Source organism: Phyllobacterium sp. T2-21 (assembly GCF_055378485.1).
Genome location: NZ_AP027915.1, coordinates 529,075 through 542,761, shown reverse-complemented (window position 1 = coordinate 542,761; position 13,687 = coordinate 529,075). Strand labels below are relative to the sequence as shown.

Below are 13,687 nucleotides of genomic sequence, written 5' to 3'. Positions count from 1 at the left end.
GGGTCGTTTTTTTCAATTGACAGCCATTTGATGTTGAACGGCGAAAAAGGTTCCCGGAATTCACTCGATGAAGCCGAGCTGTTTCATGACTGCGGCTGTCAAACGGGCGCAGCGCTGTCCAGCGAATGGAAAGGCATCCATCAAGACCGGGCCGATCTGATCGTCCAACTGTTTGCGTACGAGCGCACGGGCGCGATGCAGACGCGTCTTGACCGTCTCCACTCTGATCCCGAGCACCTCCGCTGTCTCCTCCTGACTGAGCCCCTCGATCACGCGCGCGATAAAAACAGTCCTGTACACGTCGGGAAGAGCATCGGTTGCCCTTTCAACCATTTGTAAAATCTGCCGCTGTGCCATTAGCCGCTCCGGGTCTTCACCTGTTTTGATGGGAAACGGGATGATCCGCGTGTCTGAATTCCGGCTCGCCGAAGCCGCAAGATCCGGCGCGCGCCGCTTTTTGCGCAAACGTCCCAAAGCTTCATTGACGACAATGCGGGAAAGCCAGGTTGCGAGTGAGGATTCACCCCGGAACTGGTCGAGATGAGAGAAGGCAGAGCAATAGGCCTCCTGAACGATATCCTCGGCTTCGCTGTCATCCCGAATGACGCCGCGGGCAATTCGGTAAAGCCGGCGATTGTGCGTCCGCATTATTATGCGGAAAGCATCGGCATCCCTGATCAGCGCACGTCGAACAAGTTCGACATCGTCCCCATGACCGGATGGGGAAACTGTCTTTGCCGGTAATACCATCATCCTGAACTCCTCTGGCCATCATAGATGATATTTGCGGCAAAAGGTTCCCGGCGTCTTGGGCCTCAGATCAATATGGGCCGAGACATTGAGGAAGCCTGAGTGCTTCCAGGACTGGCACGGAGCAAGGTATCGATGTGATGGACATCAGCCCGCCAGATGATGCGTCAAACAGCCGACTTCAGCGCGACTCTCTTTTCAAGCGCCACCGCGTCTTCCTTTCGCTCACTGTAGCGATCGGTGAGATAGCCGGAGATATCACGCGTCAGCAGCGTGAATTTGACCAACTCCTCCATCACGTCGACAACGCGGTCATAATAGGCGGACGGTTTCATGCGGCCGTTTTCGTCAAACTCCTGATAGGCCTTGGCGACTGACGACTGGTTCGGGATCGTGATCATGCGCATCCAGCGGCCGAGCACCCGCATCTGATTGACCGCATTGAATGATTGCGATCCGCCGGACACCTGCATGACCGCCAGCGTCCGCCCCTGCGTGGGACGGATCGCGCCCATGGCAAGGGGTATCCAGTCGATCTGCGATTTCATCACCCCGGTCATCGCACCGTGCCGTTCGGGACTGGTCCATACCTGCCCCTCCGACCACAGCGAGAGGTCGCGCAGCTCCTGAACTTTCGGATGATCAACAGGCGCATCGTCAGGCAAAGGCAGGCCAGCCGGATCGAAAATGCGGGTTTCCGCCCCGAAATACTCCAGCAGGCGCGCTGCTTCCTGGGTCAGAAAACGGCTGTAGGACACTTTTCGGAGGGAGCCGTAAAGCAGAAGGATGCGCGGACGGTGTGCCGAGAATGGTGCAGACAGCCTTTCAGCGTCCGGAATCTGCAGGACGCTCGACGCGACATTGGGCAAATCAGACAATGCGCTTTCCCTCACTGTCGATGACGACTTCGCCGTCTTCCTTGGCGAAGGCACCTTTTTGCGGGCTCGGCAGGATATCGAGGACCGCTTCGGATGGCCGGGCAAGACGCACGCCCTTTTCCGTAACGACAAAGGGACGATTGATCAGGATCGGATGGGCCTCCATCGCGTCCAGCAGCTGCTCGTCATTCAAGGACAGGTCATCCAGCCCCAGTTCCGCATAAGGCGTTCCCTTTTCGCGGATGGCCTCGCGCACGGTCAGCCCTGCCCTGCGGATCAGGTCTTTCAGCTCCTGTCGGGCGGGCGGCGCCTTGAGATACTCGATGACGGTCGGCTCGATGCCCGCATTGCGTATCAATGCCAGGACATTGCGGGACGTGCCACAGGATGGATTGTGATAAATGGTGACGGTCATCAGACGGTCCTTTCTGCTTTGACCATGATCGCATCAGACCGGGCGCGTTCAGGCACTGCGTTTTTCCTCGGGCGGGCAACAGGGAACAATGTCGGCGATAAGCGGTGCGCAAATGTCCGGGTGCCCTGCGCAGCAATCCTTCAGGAGATAATTGATGGCCGCACGCAGCTTGCCGAAATTGGCTCTGTAGATGATGGAACGGCTTTGGCGCACCGATGTGATCAGCCCGGCGCGTGACAGGATCGCGAGATGTGTCGACATGGTGTTTTGAGGAACATCGAGAATACGGGCGATTTCCCCGGCAGCGATCCCCTCCGGCTCATGCATCACGATCAGCTTGAACGCATCCATGCGCGAGGGTTGAGCAAGAGCCGAAAAGGCCTCGATGGTGCTTTCTTTTTCCATATATCCAGATTTACAGATATATTGGATACTGTCAAGAACAGTAACTTGCCACGCAGGAACTCCATCGCCCGACGAGGCCATGGCATGCTTCAGCAATTCCCGCCGGAAAGGATCGTTCAATGTTACCGCGCGTCCCGCTTCGCCTGCGCTACCTTTGCCGCAGCCCGCTGCCGCCCGCGCTCCATTGGCCGAATTAAGCTTCCAACCTTGGAGTTTTCGATGACCCGCAAACCTTGATGTGCGTGACGCGTGTTCAGCTCAGCGGCGTCTTTTCTTGCGCCTTGCTTCATGTTCAACGCCTTGCGTGCATTTTCAATCAGTTCGATACTTGCCGTCAGCCGGCGGCGGCGTTCAATTTCATTGTTGAGACGACGCATCGCCATGGCAAGAACCGCAACCTTCAATTGAGAACCGTCGTCTTTGGTCGACGCTGTTGCACCCTTCGGCGCCGCTTTGCCACGCATTTCGCGGCGACGGCGATGCGCCTGCGTTTGGGCTTTGTCCCGCTGCCCGCGCAACAGCTTGACCAAATTGGCCAGTTCCGCGTCGTTCAAGTCCTGCAGCTCAGGATGGTGGGATTTGTCGACAAGGACTCGCTCTTCCGCACTCAAAGCGCGCGCTTCTTCCTTGCGTGAAATGGCCATGCTGTTTCCTCCCATTCTTATCGTTCGCATGAAGCGAACGTGTCGAAATGTGCAATCTTCGGATCAAATCAAAATACAAAACAACGCCGCCTTATTGCTGCATAAAGCCTCCTCGTTTCTGGAATATTTTTCACTTCAATCTTTAATTTTCACCCAATTCAATTTAATGTACTTCGACGAATACTTATATATCCGACAGACACAAAGTCAAAAGGATCATCGTGAAAGACGACCGGAATGACGAATTGAATCATAAAGTTCTGCTTGTCGAATTGTCAGCCAAATTGGCGGCGGCTTATGTTCGGCGCAGTTCGATACCCTGGACTGAATTGCCCAAGGTCATTACGGAAATCCATGCCGCGCTCGACAAAGTCGCGCTTGAACATGTGCCGCTTCCTCAAGCGCAAAAGGCGGCACCAGCCGTTAATCCGAACAAATCGATATTGGCCGACTACATCATATGCCTGGATGACGGAAAGAAGTTCAAAACTTTGAAACGTCATATTATGAACGAGTATGGATTGACGCCGGAAGCCTATCGCGAAAAATGGAGCCTGGACTCCTCTTATCCGATGGTTGCACCCAATTATTCGACCCGGCGCTCTGCTCTGGCAAAGGAAAATGGTCTTGGCCGAAAACGAATGGGTTTATAGTCGGGACCCGCGGCTATATCTGTCTGAAGCGTGAATGCCAGAGCATCAGTCACACCATTTTCTCCCGTCGAAACATAACTAAATATATGGCGCCGTGATTTAAGCCGCCGGAAATGGGACAATCGGGCGACTTTATCGCTGAACATTCCGGCTCGAATCCTGATCGTCGAGGATGATCGCGATATCGCCAGCATGCTTTCGGAACGACCCCATTCTGTGGCGATGCCCCCGGTGCCGTCATCAGGGGTGGCCGGGAAGCGCTGACAGCATCAATCGGCGTTCTGCACGCCTGTTGTCGCGGCAAGAACGCGTTCCGCACCGTCCTCGATGACCCCGCGCATGGCCTTTTTGGCAGCGCTCACATTGCGGTCCCTGATCGCATCTGCAATGGCCCTGTGGCGCGCCACCGAATAGCTGTGGCGCTCAGGGTTCGGGATCGGCGAGCTGATCGTGAACGTGGTCACCAAGGCCACCTCGATGAGCGCGCTGATCGAGCGCATGAAGGGATTGTGAGACGCATCGGCGATGGCGATATGAAATTGCAGATCGCTGTCGACGAAACTGGATGCGGCTTGGCCCGCCTCCCCCATCCTGTCGACCCATTTATAGAGTGTTTCGAGCTGAGTGGTCGTTCTGCGGCGCGCGGCGAGGCCCGCCGCTTCGGGTTCGAGCGCCAGACGCATTTCCAGAAGGCTCGACAGGAATTCCGGCGTGGGGCCGGCCTCGAAATGCCAGACCAGAATATCGGGGTCGAACAGATTCCAATGCGATCGCTCGAGCACGCGCGTGCCAATCTTGGCGCGCGGCTGAATCAGGCCCTTGGCCGCCAGCGTCTTCAATGCTTCGCGCAGCACCGTCCGCGACACGCCGAAGCGCTCGAACAGCTCGGCGTCACCCGGCAGAATGCTGTTCTCCGCGTAGTCACCGCTGATGATGCGCAAGCCGAGCGCGCGCATGACGTGGCCGTGATGCGTGTGCGAATGGCCCGCCGTCCGGAAATCGTAATTTGAAAGATCGTTGCGTGGCAAATCACCCCCCACTGGTCGCCGTTGTTCTCTTCAGTGACAGGAACACCAATATGCGTTGCAAGGCAATGAACGAGAAGAGAAGGACACCGACAACGATTTTTGTCCACCAGCTGGACAGGGTTCCATCAAAGACGATGTAGGTCTGGATAATCCCCTGGATGATCACGCCGATGAACGTACCGGCGATATAGCCGACGCCCCCGGTCAGCAATGTCCCCCCGATCACCACTGCCGCGATGGTATCGAGTTCGACGCCGACGGCGGCGAGCGAATAACCCGCAGAGGTGTAAAGCGAAAAGACAATTCCGGCGAGCCCCGACAGGAAGCCCGACATCGCATAGATGCCGATCGTGGTCCTGGCAACCGGCACGCCCATCAGCTCGGCCGACGTGCGGTTTCCGCCCACCGCATAGATGTAGGAACCGAACTTGCTGAAATGCGCGACGACGATACCGACCAAGAATACCAGCACCATAAGGCAACCGATGAAGGTCAGCCGTCCGCCGACTGGCAACCGGTAGAACAGCCCCTGTAATGCCGTATAGAACGGGTGATCGATCGGGATTGAATCCGTTGTCATCACGAAGCACATGCCTCGTGCCAGAAACATGCCTGCCAGCGTGACGATGAAGGACGGCACTTCGAGGTAATGGATGATCGCGCCCATGCTTGCCCCGAAAGCCGTGGTGATCAAAAGCGCGATGGCAAAGGCAATCAGCGGATGAACGCCATAATGCGTGATGAGGACGGCCAGAAGCACGCCGGTAAAGGCAATCACCGATCCCACAGAGAGGTCAATGCCGCCGGAAAGAATGACGAACGTCATGCCAACAGCGGCAATTCCCAGAAAGGCATTGTCCGTCAGCAGATTACCGGCAACACGGGTCGAGAACATCGCCGGAAACTGGAAAACACACGCAGCGTAGGCAATGAGGCAGATGAGCAGTGTGGCACAAAGGGGCAAAAGGCGTGTGTTCATTGTCTCTTTCCCCCCTTCGAGCGGAATTCCCCCCTGAGAAATGCCCATCCGCCCAGGGATGAAAATGACTGTGCCAGCAGGATGACAATGATGACCAGCGCTTTCAGGATGAGATTGTATTCGGGCGGGAAGCCGGACAGCAATATCCCCGTGTTCATCGCCTGAATGATAACCGCGCCGAGCGCCGACATGAGAATGGAAAAGCGGCCGCCAAACAATGACGTCCCGCCGACGACAACCGCGAGAATTGCATCCAGTTCCAGCCAGAGACCCGCATTGTTGGCATCGGCACCGCGAATATCCGCGGCAATGATGATCCCGGCCAGTGAAGCGCAAAACCCGCAAAACCCGTAGATGACGAGCAGCAGCAGTTTGCTGTTCAGTCCGGCATAGCTGCTCGCGCTTCGATTGATGCCGATCGATTCGATCAGCAGCCCGATTGCCGTGCGCCGGACCATGGCAATCGCGACGACGAGAAGCGAGACCGCGATCAGGATGGGCATGGGAATGCCGGCAAAGGAGCCTGTTCCGAAGAAGATCAGGCCGGGCTCGGTGAAGGTGACAATCGAGCCCTCGGTGATGAGCTGCGCAATGCCGCGGCCGGCCACCATGAGGATCAAGGTCGCCACGATGGGTTGCAGGTCGAAATAGGCGACGAGAATGCCGTTCCACAGGCCGCACGCCAGACCCGTGCCGAGGGCGGCAACAATGACGACAGGCAGGGGATAACCGGCGACGGTCATCGTTGCAGCCAGCGCGCCCGAGACGGCCATGACGGCGCCGACCGAAAGATCGACACCGCGGCTGGCGATGACAGCGGTCATGCCGATTGCCAGGATGATCACCGGGGCACCGCGATTGAGGACATCGATCAGGCTGCCGAACAGCCGGCCGTCCTGAAGGCGTATTTCAAAAAATCCGGGGAATGCCAGATAATTGAGAAACAGTATGAGCATCAGCGAAAGCAGCTGCGGCATGGCTTTCGTCAACGCTGCAGTATTCAGACGGATCATGCAGGGGCCCCTTCAGATTCAGCAGCAATCATCTGCATGATGTTTGAGGTCGTGATATCGTCACCGGAAATTTCGCCGCGATGCGCGCGATCCCGCAGGACAACGACACGGGTGCTGTAGGCGACGATTTCCTCAATCTCCGAGGAGATGACGAGCAGCGCCATGCCATCGTCGCAAAGCCGGTTGATCAGCGCGATGATCTCCGCATGCGCGCCCACATCGATACCGCGCGTCGGCTCGTCGAGAATGAGAAACCGGGGATTGGTTGCAAGCCAGCGGGCAAGAATAACCTTCTGCTGGTTGCCGCCGGATAGAAATTTGATCGGCTTTTCAATATCCGTGGTGCGGATATCGAGCGCCTTGACGAATGTGTCGGCCAGACTGATCTGCTCACGGCTCGACAACCGGTTGAACCAGCCTTTCTGGGCCTGCAACGCCAGGCAAATATTCTCGCGCACGGAAAGGTCGCCTATGATTCCGTCGGACTTGCGATCTTCCGGGCACAGCCCGAACCCGCAGGCGACAGCGTCCTGTGGTGTGCGGATGAGCACGGGATGTCCGTCTATGCGGATATGCCCCGTGTCCGCGGCGTCGATTCCGAACAGAATTTTGGCGGTCTCCGTGCGGCCCGATCCCAAAAGCCCCGCCATGCCGATCACTTCACCTTCACCGATATCGAGATCGAACGGCGCAATGCTGCGGCTGCGTCCAAGTCCCTTGAAGGAGAACGACTTGATGGCGGGGACCGGCCGGTCATGGCGCGTATTGTGCGTTGCGACCGCCAATGCCCGTCCAAGCATCAGGGAAACCAGATCGATCTTTGGAAGTTCCGCAGTCAAAGCGCTGCCAGCCAGCTTTCCGTTGCGCAGGACCGTGACCCGGTCACAGATTTCATAGACCTGATCGAGGAAATGCGTAATGAAAACAATACCAAAGCCGCGGGCGCGCAACTGGCGGAGTATGGCAAACAGGATCTCGGTCTCATGGCGATCAAGACTGGCGGTCGGTTCATCAAGGACAAGAACGCGCCCCGACATATCGACAGCGCGGGCGATTGCCACGAGTTGCTGCACCGCAACGGAGTAACGGGACAAATCGGACGAAACATCCAGATGCAGGTCATATTGCGCCAGCAACTCCCGCGCTTGTCTTTCCATCAGCTTGCGGTTGACAAAACCGAACCGCATTGGCTGGCGCCCGATGAAGAGATTATCGGCAACGGACATATTGGGCAGCAGATTCACTTCCTGGTAAACCGTACCGATACCGAGATGTTGAGCATGCTGCGTATCGCGCATGGCCACCGGTTGCCCGTCGATTTTGATTACGCCGGCATCCGGCTGATGAACACCAGTCAGCACTTTGATCAGGGTTGATTTCCCCGCGCCATTTTCGCCGAGAAGCGCGTGGATTTCCCCCGGCCTGACGGTGAAATCAACGCCATCCAACGCTTTGAAACCAACAAATGATTTGGAAATGCCCTCTACCGCAAGAAGACCGGGTTTGTCCGTCATTGCGCCGTCTCCCCATCAGCAGATTTTCGATCAGTGACCAGCCGCCCGAACGGGACGGCTGGCACGGTGATCCTGATCAGTATCCCAGGCCCTTCTTTTCCTCGTAGACCTTCTTCGGGTCATCGGCCTGTGTGTAGAGCTTCGATTCCGTCTGTATCCACTTTGGCGGGGCTTTTCCGCTGTCCTTGAATGCCTTCAAGGCATCAAAGGCTGGTCCCGCCATGTTCGGGGTCAGCTCAACCGTTGCGTTCGCTTCCCCTTCAGACATCGCCTTGAAAATATCCGGCACCGCATCGACAGACACGACGAGAATATCCTTGCCCGGCTTCAACCCGGCTTCCTTGATTGCCTGGATGGCACCAACGGCCATATCGTCATTGTGCGCATAGAGAGCACAGATATTCTTGCCGCCGTTCTCCGCCTTGAGAAAGCCTTCCATGACTTCCTTGCCCTTGGAACGGGTAAAGTCGCCGGTCTGGCTGCGGGTAATCTTGATATTGGAGGCCGAGGCGATTCCGTCCTCGAAACCCTTCTTGCGGTTGATCGCAGGACTTGAACCAACCGTTCCCTGCAATTCAACAACCTTGCAGTCCTTGCCGGCCACCGCTTTGACGAGCCATTCGCCGGCAACCTTGCCTTCGTGGACGGTATCGGACGTAACCGCAGTCAAATAGAGACCGTCATTGGCTGTTTCGATGGTGCGGTCCAAAAGAATGACCGGGATCTTGGCTTCCTTGGCTTCGGCAAGAACAGTATCCCACCCTGTCGCCACGACCGGGGCGATGAAGATGGCGTCGACACCCTGCGCAATGAAGCCGCGGATCGCCTTGATCTGGTTTTCCTGCTTCTGCTGGGCATCGGCAATTTTGAGATCGACGCCGCGTTTCTTGGCTTCGATCTTCGACACGGATGTTTCAGCCGCACGCCAGCCCGACTCCGAGCCGATCTGTGAAAAACCGACTGTCAAATCAGCCGCATGCGCAGCACCAGCGCACAACATGGCAACCGTGCTGGCAAGCAGAATTCTCTTCATGGAAATCATGACGTCTCCTCCCGAAATTGGTCAAATTTACAAGATCCTCCCAGACCTCCGCCGTATTACTATAATATAGTAATACAAATAACAAGACGGTTTTGAGCCACCACAAAGCGCCCGGTTGCGGGCAGCAGCCGAGGCAAATCAATCGCGGAAGGATAGCGGGAATGCCAAGTACCGAAGCGCGAGCGGGGACGCGTCAGCCCGGCGGATTGTCATGAAACTCCATCGGCTATCGGGATGGTTTACGTGGGCTGCGCCGACAAGGAACCCGTTGCCACCCTTGGCACGGCACTCTCGATCATGTCCGACTTGGCCTGAAAACGCAGGCCAAAGACGGCAATGAGCAGCGCGAACCAGACCGGATTGCGATTCTGGAAGAAAAGCGTGTCCGTACAGCTCGCAAAAATCACGTAGAGCCAGATACGGGAGAAAAGGCGCGTCAGATGCGGGTTTCCTCCCTGTTCTTCTGCACGCTCGATATAAAGGATCGGCAGAATCAACAGCCAGACGAAGATGAGTATGAGGCCGGGAATTCCGGCTGAAACGAGCGTATCAACATAGCCATTGTGGGCGGTTCCCGCGTTCAACGCTCCGCTTTCGATCTGGCCGCCGCCATAAATCAGTTCAGGAGACCCCCAGAACACGTCAAAGCCGTATCCGGTGATCGGCTGGCGCGCCACCGCATTGATCGCAAGCCTCCAAATATCGGTGCGTGTCGTGAATGTCGGGTCTATTCCGACGGAGGACAGCAGCTCGCGCACCGGCTCGAGAAATGCCGCGCCGACCGTGACGAAGTTGATGGCGATGATTCCGCCCAGGACGATGAGAAAACGCAGCGACCGCAAACGCTCGAACAAAGCTGCGAGAACAAGTGTGGCCGGCAAAGCTGCCGAGGAGGTTTTACCACCGGTCCTGAACAGGAAGTACGTTGACAGGACGACAATGACAACGGCTCTCAGGCGCAGATGGGATGACCATGCGTACAGGCCGAAGAAGACCGATATGACCATCACGCCTGCGGTGATGTTCTTGTGCGAGAACTGACCGCGCCAATCGCCTGCCAGTTCCCGTTCGGCAAAATCACCGATATTGTGAATCGCATATTGCGGCCAGACCGTGACGCCCCAGTAGGCGAACCCCAGCATCACCAGGGTGGCCAAACTCAGAAGTGCCGCAAAATGCCGCTCCGATTTTGGCAGGAGCAGGAATATGCTCGCGTTCATGCAAACCAGTGCGCCAAGGATGGCCCTTTTCACGGCAACGTCCGGGTGAAGCGACAGGATTGAAACGAAGATATACCAGAAGAAAATTGCCGAAAGCAGAGCGGCTGGCTGCAGGATCATTCGCCGGAGGGGGTGTCGCAAACCGAAGAAGAGCAGCATGGCGGAGAGGAGCAGCATCACCACCTGATAGAGCGCGTCGGAGCGCGGATCGGCGGGATTGATGACAGCGCTCAAATCGGGAAATGGAGTCGTGGTAATCCAGAATAGAAAGAATATCCCCAGAAACACAAAGGTGCGCATCAGGGTCTGGCTGACCCGAATGGTGTTTTGCCCTGTATCGTCATGCCCGCCCCCACGTACGGATGTTGATTTTCACCGGCAATCGACCCGGTGTTTTTCCTTGGAACCATCCGCGTCCCGACTATGTTTCAGATTGCGCAATGGGGTCAAGTGCAATGAATAGGCATATTGCAATGCCGTTGTTCAAAAATGACGGGAGCGATCAACCGCCATCTCTATGCTGGTCCAAGCACCGGTTTGACCTGTCCGAACGCAACGCGATTGTGGCGGTAATAATTTTCAATTCTTGCGCGACTTGAAGAAACTCATGTCCAGACACCCCGGCTGAAAAGGATTTCAATGGGAATCGTGATGCATGAACACGGCGACAACAAACCGATGCGTATCGAAGACATTCAAACAATGGCTCCATTGTCCGAATTCGAAATTCGCGAATTGTTCCGGAAAATGTTGAAACTCACCGAAGATGCCCGCGGTGCGACGCCCGCCGGCCGTCATGAACTGGATGTCGTGCAAAATGTCCTGAAATTCTCGATGGCGCGGCTGAAAGAACCCGACAGGCGCGGAATAGCCAACGATAATCCGGCGGGATAGTCCCATCCTCCTCCGCAGGGTTCAGAGCCCGACATCGTAAAGAATTTGGTTCATCGAACGGGCTGGCTCCCTTTCCTGCACGCCACCGATGACCTTGGCGGGAACACCCGCCACCGTTTTCCTGTTTTCGACGGATTTCAGGACAACCGAACCGGCGCCGATCTTGGAATTGACGCCGATCTCGATATTGCCAAGAACGGTGGCACTGGCGCCGATGAGAACGCCGTGGCGCACCTTGGGATGCCGGTCTCCGGTGTCCTTCCCCGTACCGCCCAGCGTCACGCCCTGCAGAATGGAAACATTGTCTTCGATCACGGCCGTCTCGCCGACGACGATGCCGGTGGCATGATCAAAAAACACGCCCTTTCCCATGCGCACGGCGGGATGAATATCGACCTGCAGAACACGTGACGATCGCGATTGCAGGAAAGCAGCCATATCCTCCCGGCCCGTATTCCACAAATGATGGGCGAACCGGTGGACCTGGATCGCGTGGAACCCTTTGAGATAGAGCAGCACATGCAATGCGCTCCTGGTGGCAGGATCGCGCTCAAGGACAGCGCTGACATCCGCCTCCATTCCGGACAATACCGCGCGGTTCTGCTTCAGCACGCCGCTGAACAGATCCCATAGTTTTTCGCTTGTCACGACCGGGCTGGCGAGAACATCCGCCAGCTGCTGGCACAGCGCATCCTCAGGATTGTCGAAACGCAATACCGCGTGCTGTAGAAACGCGGAAAGCGTCGGTTCGCGCTCGCTCACCGTCGCTGCCTCTGTAAGAATACGCGACCATAGTGCGCGCTTTTTTGAAACTGCCGTTGCATTGGTCATTGTGCACCACACTCAAAATCCGGTGATCGGCGTTATCTTGGACCCGTCACTGAAACGGGAAAACCGGAAAGCCGCCGCGTCCACCACCGGCGCGCGCCCGGTCACGATATCGGCCATCAAACGCCCGGCAGCCGGTCCTATGCCGAACCCATGGCCGGAAAAGCCCGTGGCGATATGAAAGCCGGGGATTTCGTCGACGGCCGAAATGACAGGTATAGCATCAGGCGTGGCGTCGATATAGCCGGCCCAGCGCTGGGCAATCTCCGCCTGATTGAACACGGGAAATGCCGCTTTGAGGCTGTCGAAAAAGCGGTTCGACAGATCGAGCGATGGCTTGGGATCAAGGACCCGGTGATACTCGAACGGGCTCGCCTCATCCATTTTCCATTTTGCCGGAATGCGCGCCTCGTCAAAGAAACGGCCGCCCAAGCGAAAGGACAGGGAATTCCATTCCAGTTTCAGTGCCGGCAGGAACTGCCGCGCATAGCGGAATGATTTCGGCACGATATCGACAATGTTCTCATGGCCGGAGGCAATGGTGTATCCCCCGTCCTGACGCTTGCGGATGGCAAAATCCTTGGACCACAGCGCCGTTTCCGGGCCTCCCTGCAGCGGCTTGGTGCGGATGACGGTGTTCAGCACCTTGAGTTGCGGCAGGTCGATGCCATAGAGGCCGCAAAACAGATTGGACCACGCGCCGCCGGCGAGCACCACCGCGCTGCATCCGATTGTCCCCCGTTCCGTGACAACACCGGATATCTTGCCGCCGGTTGTTTCGATGCCCCGCACGGCGCATTCCGTGAGGATGGATGCGCCTTTGTCGCGCGCCGCTTCGGCGATGGCGGGTGCCGCCTTCTGCGGTTCAGCACGCCCATCAACGGGCGTATACAGGGCACCTTTCAGGGGCAGATGTCCGCCCGGCAGAAGATCGTCGAGCTCCTTGCCGCTGATCATGCGGCTCTCCAGCTGATAACCCACCAGATTCTGCAGCCAGCGCTCGTTTTCCTCGTAGGATTTGTCGTCCGGCGCTGTGAACAGAATGCCGGCGCGCTTATACCCGGTATCGCGGCCAAGCCGCTGATCAAAACCGGACCACAGGCGCAGCGCCTCCGCCATCAGCGGCACTTCGCGCGGGTCACGGCGCGATATGCGCACCCATCCCCAATTGCGGCTGGATTGTTCCTGGCCGATGCCGCCCTTTTCACACAGCGCCACCTTGAGGCCGCGTTCGGCCAGTTCGAGCGCCGTCGAGGCTCCTATGATACCGCCACCGACAACGACCACATCCACCTTTTCCGGAAGGTCTTCGTCACCATGAACGCGCACAACATAAGGGCCAGGCATTGAACAGGTTTCCTCTCACCAACAATCGATCATACAGGTCTACCGGCGTGGCAACGCCGTGGCAGATGCTTTCCAGC

Annotated in this window: 15 protein-coding genes; 2 read left to right on the top strand and 13 right to left on the bottom strand. The window is 57.1% G+C overall.

Going from position 1 to position 13,687, the window contains the following annotated elements; genetic code table 11:
- Window positions 1-60 precede the first annotated feature (60 nt).
- From ACZ5FP_RS24605 to ACZ5FP_RS24585, 5 genes are all read right to left on the bottom strand, one after another.
- On the bottom strand, window positions 61-753 hold the full coding sequence (locus tag ACZ5FP_RS24605) for an RNA polymerase sigma factor (protein WP_464664643.1): 693 nt from the start codon (window positions 751-753) through the stop codon (window positions 61-63).
- A 164-nt stretch (window positions 754-917) separates the two neighbouring features.
- On the bottom strand, window positions 918-1,619 hold the full coding sequence (gene arsH, locus ACZ5FP_RS24600) for an arsenical resistance protein ArsH (RefSeq protein ID WP_464664862.1): 702 nt from the start codon (window positions 1,617-1,619) through the stop codon (window positions 918-920).
- A gap of 1 nt (window position 1,620) precedes the next feature.
- Complete coding sequence (gene arsC / locus ACZ5FP_RS24595; protein ID WP_464664642.1) at window positions 1,621-2,043, bottom strand: arsenate reductase (glutaredoxin); 423 nt, start codon at window positions 2,041-2,043, stop codon at window positions 1,621-1,623.
- A 48-nt stretch (window positions 2,044-2,091) separates the two neighbouring features.
- Window positions 2,092-2,448: an ArsR/SmtB family transcription factor gene (locus ACZ5FP_RS24590; RefSeq protein ID WP_464664861.1), complete on the bottom strand. Its 357-nt coding sequence runs from the start codon at window positions 2,446-2,448 to the stop codon at window positions 2,092-2,094.
- A 122-nt stretch (window positions 2,449-2,570) separates the two neighbouring features.
- Window positions 2,571-3,092, bottom strand: coding sequence for a hypothetical protein (locus ACZ5FP_RS24585; protein WP_403181397.1), 522 nt, complete (start codon window positions 3,090-3,092; stop codon window positions 2,571-2,573).
- A gap of 221 nt (window positions 3,093-3,313) precedes the next feature.
- Here ACZ5FP_RS24585 and ACZ5FP_RS24580 point away from each other — a divergent pair, with 221 nt between their 5' ends.
- Entirely contained in the window at window positions 3,314-3,745 is a 432-nt protein-coding gene (locus tag ACZ5FP_RS24580) for a Ros/MucR family transcriptional regulator (protein WP_464664641.1), read from the top strand.
- A 269-nt stretch (window positions 3,746-4,014) separates the two neighbouring features.
- Here the strand turns inward: ACZ5FP_RS24580 and ACZ5FP_RS24575 are convergent, their stop codons facing one another.
- From ACZ5FP_RS24575 to ACZ5FP_RS24550, 6 genes are all read right to left on the bottom strand, one after another.
- Window positions 4,015-4,773: a FadR/GntR family transcriptional regulator gene (locus tag ACZ5FP_RS24575; protein ID WP_464664640.1), complete on the bottom strand. Its 759-nt coding sequence runs from the start codon at window positions 4,771-4,773 to the stop codon at window positions 4,015-4,017.
- 1 nt (window position 4,774) lies between these two features.
- Window positions 4,775-5,752 carry a galactofuranose ABC transporter, permease protein YjfF gene (gene yjfF, locus ACZ5FP_RS24570; protein WP_464664639.1) on the bottom strand — a complete coding sequence of 326 codons (978 nt, stop codon included), beginning with the start codon at window positions 5,750-5,752 and terminating at the stop codon, window positions 4,775-4,777.
- Window positions 5,749-6,762 carry an ABC transporter permease gene (locus tag ACZ5FP_RS24565; protein ID WP_464664860.1) on the bottom strand — a complete coding sequence of 338 codons (1,014 nt, stop codon included), beginning with the start codon at window positions 6,760-6,762 and terminating at the stop codon, window positions 5,749-5,751. The genes yjfF and ACZ5FP_RS24565 overlap by 4 nt, the downstream gene beginning before the upstream one ends.
- Window positions 6,762-8,279, bottom strand: a complete 1,518-nt coding sequence (gene ytfR, locus ACZ5FP_RS24560; protein WP_464664638.1) for a galactofuranose ABC transporter, ATP-binding protein YtfR — start codon at window positions 8,277-8,279, stop codon at window positions 6,762-6,764. Before ytfR ends, ACZ5FP_RS24565 begins: the two co-directional genes overlap by 1 nt.
- Window positions 8,280-8,355: 76 nt before the next feature.
- Window positions 8,356-9,312: a galactofuranose ABC transporter, galactofuranose-binding protein YtfQ gene (ytfQ, locus tag ACZ5FP_RS24555; RefSeq protein ID WP_426137275.1), complete on the bottom strand. Its 957-nt coding sequence runs from the start codon at window positions 9,310-9,312 to the stop codon at window positions 8,356-8,358.
- A gap of 248 nt (window positions 9,313-9,560) precedes the next feature.
- Entirely contained in the window at window positions 9,561-10,841 is a 1,281-nt protein-coding gene (locus tag ACZ5FP_RS24550) for an O-antigen ligase family protein (RefSeq protein ID WP_464664637.1), read from the bottom strand.
- A gap of 402 nt (window positions 10,842-11,243) precedes the next feature.
- Between ACZ5FP_RS24550 and ACZ5FP_RS24545 the strand changes: the two genes are divergently transcribed.
- Window positions 11,244-11,435: a hypothetical protein gene (locus ACZ5FP_RS24545; RefSeq protein WP_464664636.1), complete on the top strand. Its 192-nt coding sequence runs from the start codon at window positions 11,244-11,246 to the stop codon at window positions 11,433-11,435.
- A gap of 21 nt (window positions 11,436-11,456) precedes the next feature.
- On the opposite strand, the gene cysE is transcribed toward ACZ5FP_RS24545, so the two are convergent.
- Window positions 11,457-12,266 (bottom strand): serine O-acetyltransferase, encoded by an 810-nt coding sequence (gene cysE, locus ACZ5FP_RS24540; RefSeq protein ID WP_464664635.1) that lies wholly within the window; start codon window positions 12,264-12,266, stop codon window positions 11,457-11,459.
- Window positions 12,267-12,278: 12 nt separating this feature from the next.
- Window positions 12,279-13,610, bottom strand: a complete 1,332-nt coding sequence (locus ACZ5FP_RS24535) for an NAD(P)/FAD-dependent oxidoreductase (protein ID WP_464664634.1) — start codon at window positions 13,608-13,610, stop codon at window positions 12,279-12,281.
- Between the last annotated feature and the right edge of the window lie 77 nt (window positions 13,611-13,687).

Coding starts and splice junctions, on each gene's coding strand:
- ACZ5FP_RS24550 (WP_464664637.1), bottom strand. CDS start 10,841: ATGCGCACCTTTGTGTTTCTGGGGATATTCTTTCTATTCTGGATTACC.
- cysE (WP_464664635.1), bottom strand. CDS start 12,266: ATGACCAATGCAACGGCAGTTTCAAAAAAGCGCGCACTATGGTCGCGT.
- ytfR (WP_464664638.1), bottom strand. CDS start 8,279: ATGACGGACAAACCCGGTCTTCTTGCGGTAGAGGGCATTTCCAAATCA.
- ACZ5FP_RS24585 (WP_403181397.1), bottom strand. CDS start 3,092: ATGGCCATTTCACGCAAGGAAGAAGCGCGCGCTTTGAGTGCGGAAGAG.
- ACZ5FP_RS24545 (WP_464664636.1), top strand. CDS start 11,244: ATGGCTCCATTGTCCGAATTCGAAATTCGCGAATTGTTCCGGAAAATG.
- ytfQ (WP_426137275.1), bottom strand. CDS start 9,312: ATGAAGAGAATTCTGCTTGCCAGCACGGTTGCCATGTTGTGCGCTGGT.
- ACZ5FP_RS24590 (WP_464664861.1), bottom strand. CDS start 2,448: ATGGAAAAAGAAAGCACCATCGAGGCCTTTTCGGCTCTTGCTCAACCC.
- arsC (WP_464664642.1), bottom strand. CDS start 2,043: ATGACCGTCACCATTTATCACAATCCATCCTGTGGCACGTCCCGCAAT.
- ACZ5FP_RS24605 (WP_464664643.1), bottom strand. CDS start 753: ATGATGGTATTACCGGCAAAGACAGTTTCCCCATCCGGTCATGGGGAC.
- ACZ5FP_RS24535 (WP_464664634.1), bottom strand. CDS start 13,610: ATGCCTGGCCCTTATGTTGTGCGCGTTCATGGTGACGAAGACCTTCCG.
- yjfF (WP_464664639.1), bottom strand. CDS start 5,752: ATGAACACACGCCTTTTGCCCCTTTGTGCCACACTGCTCATCTGCCTC.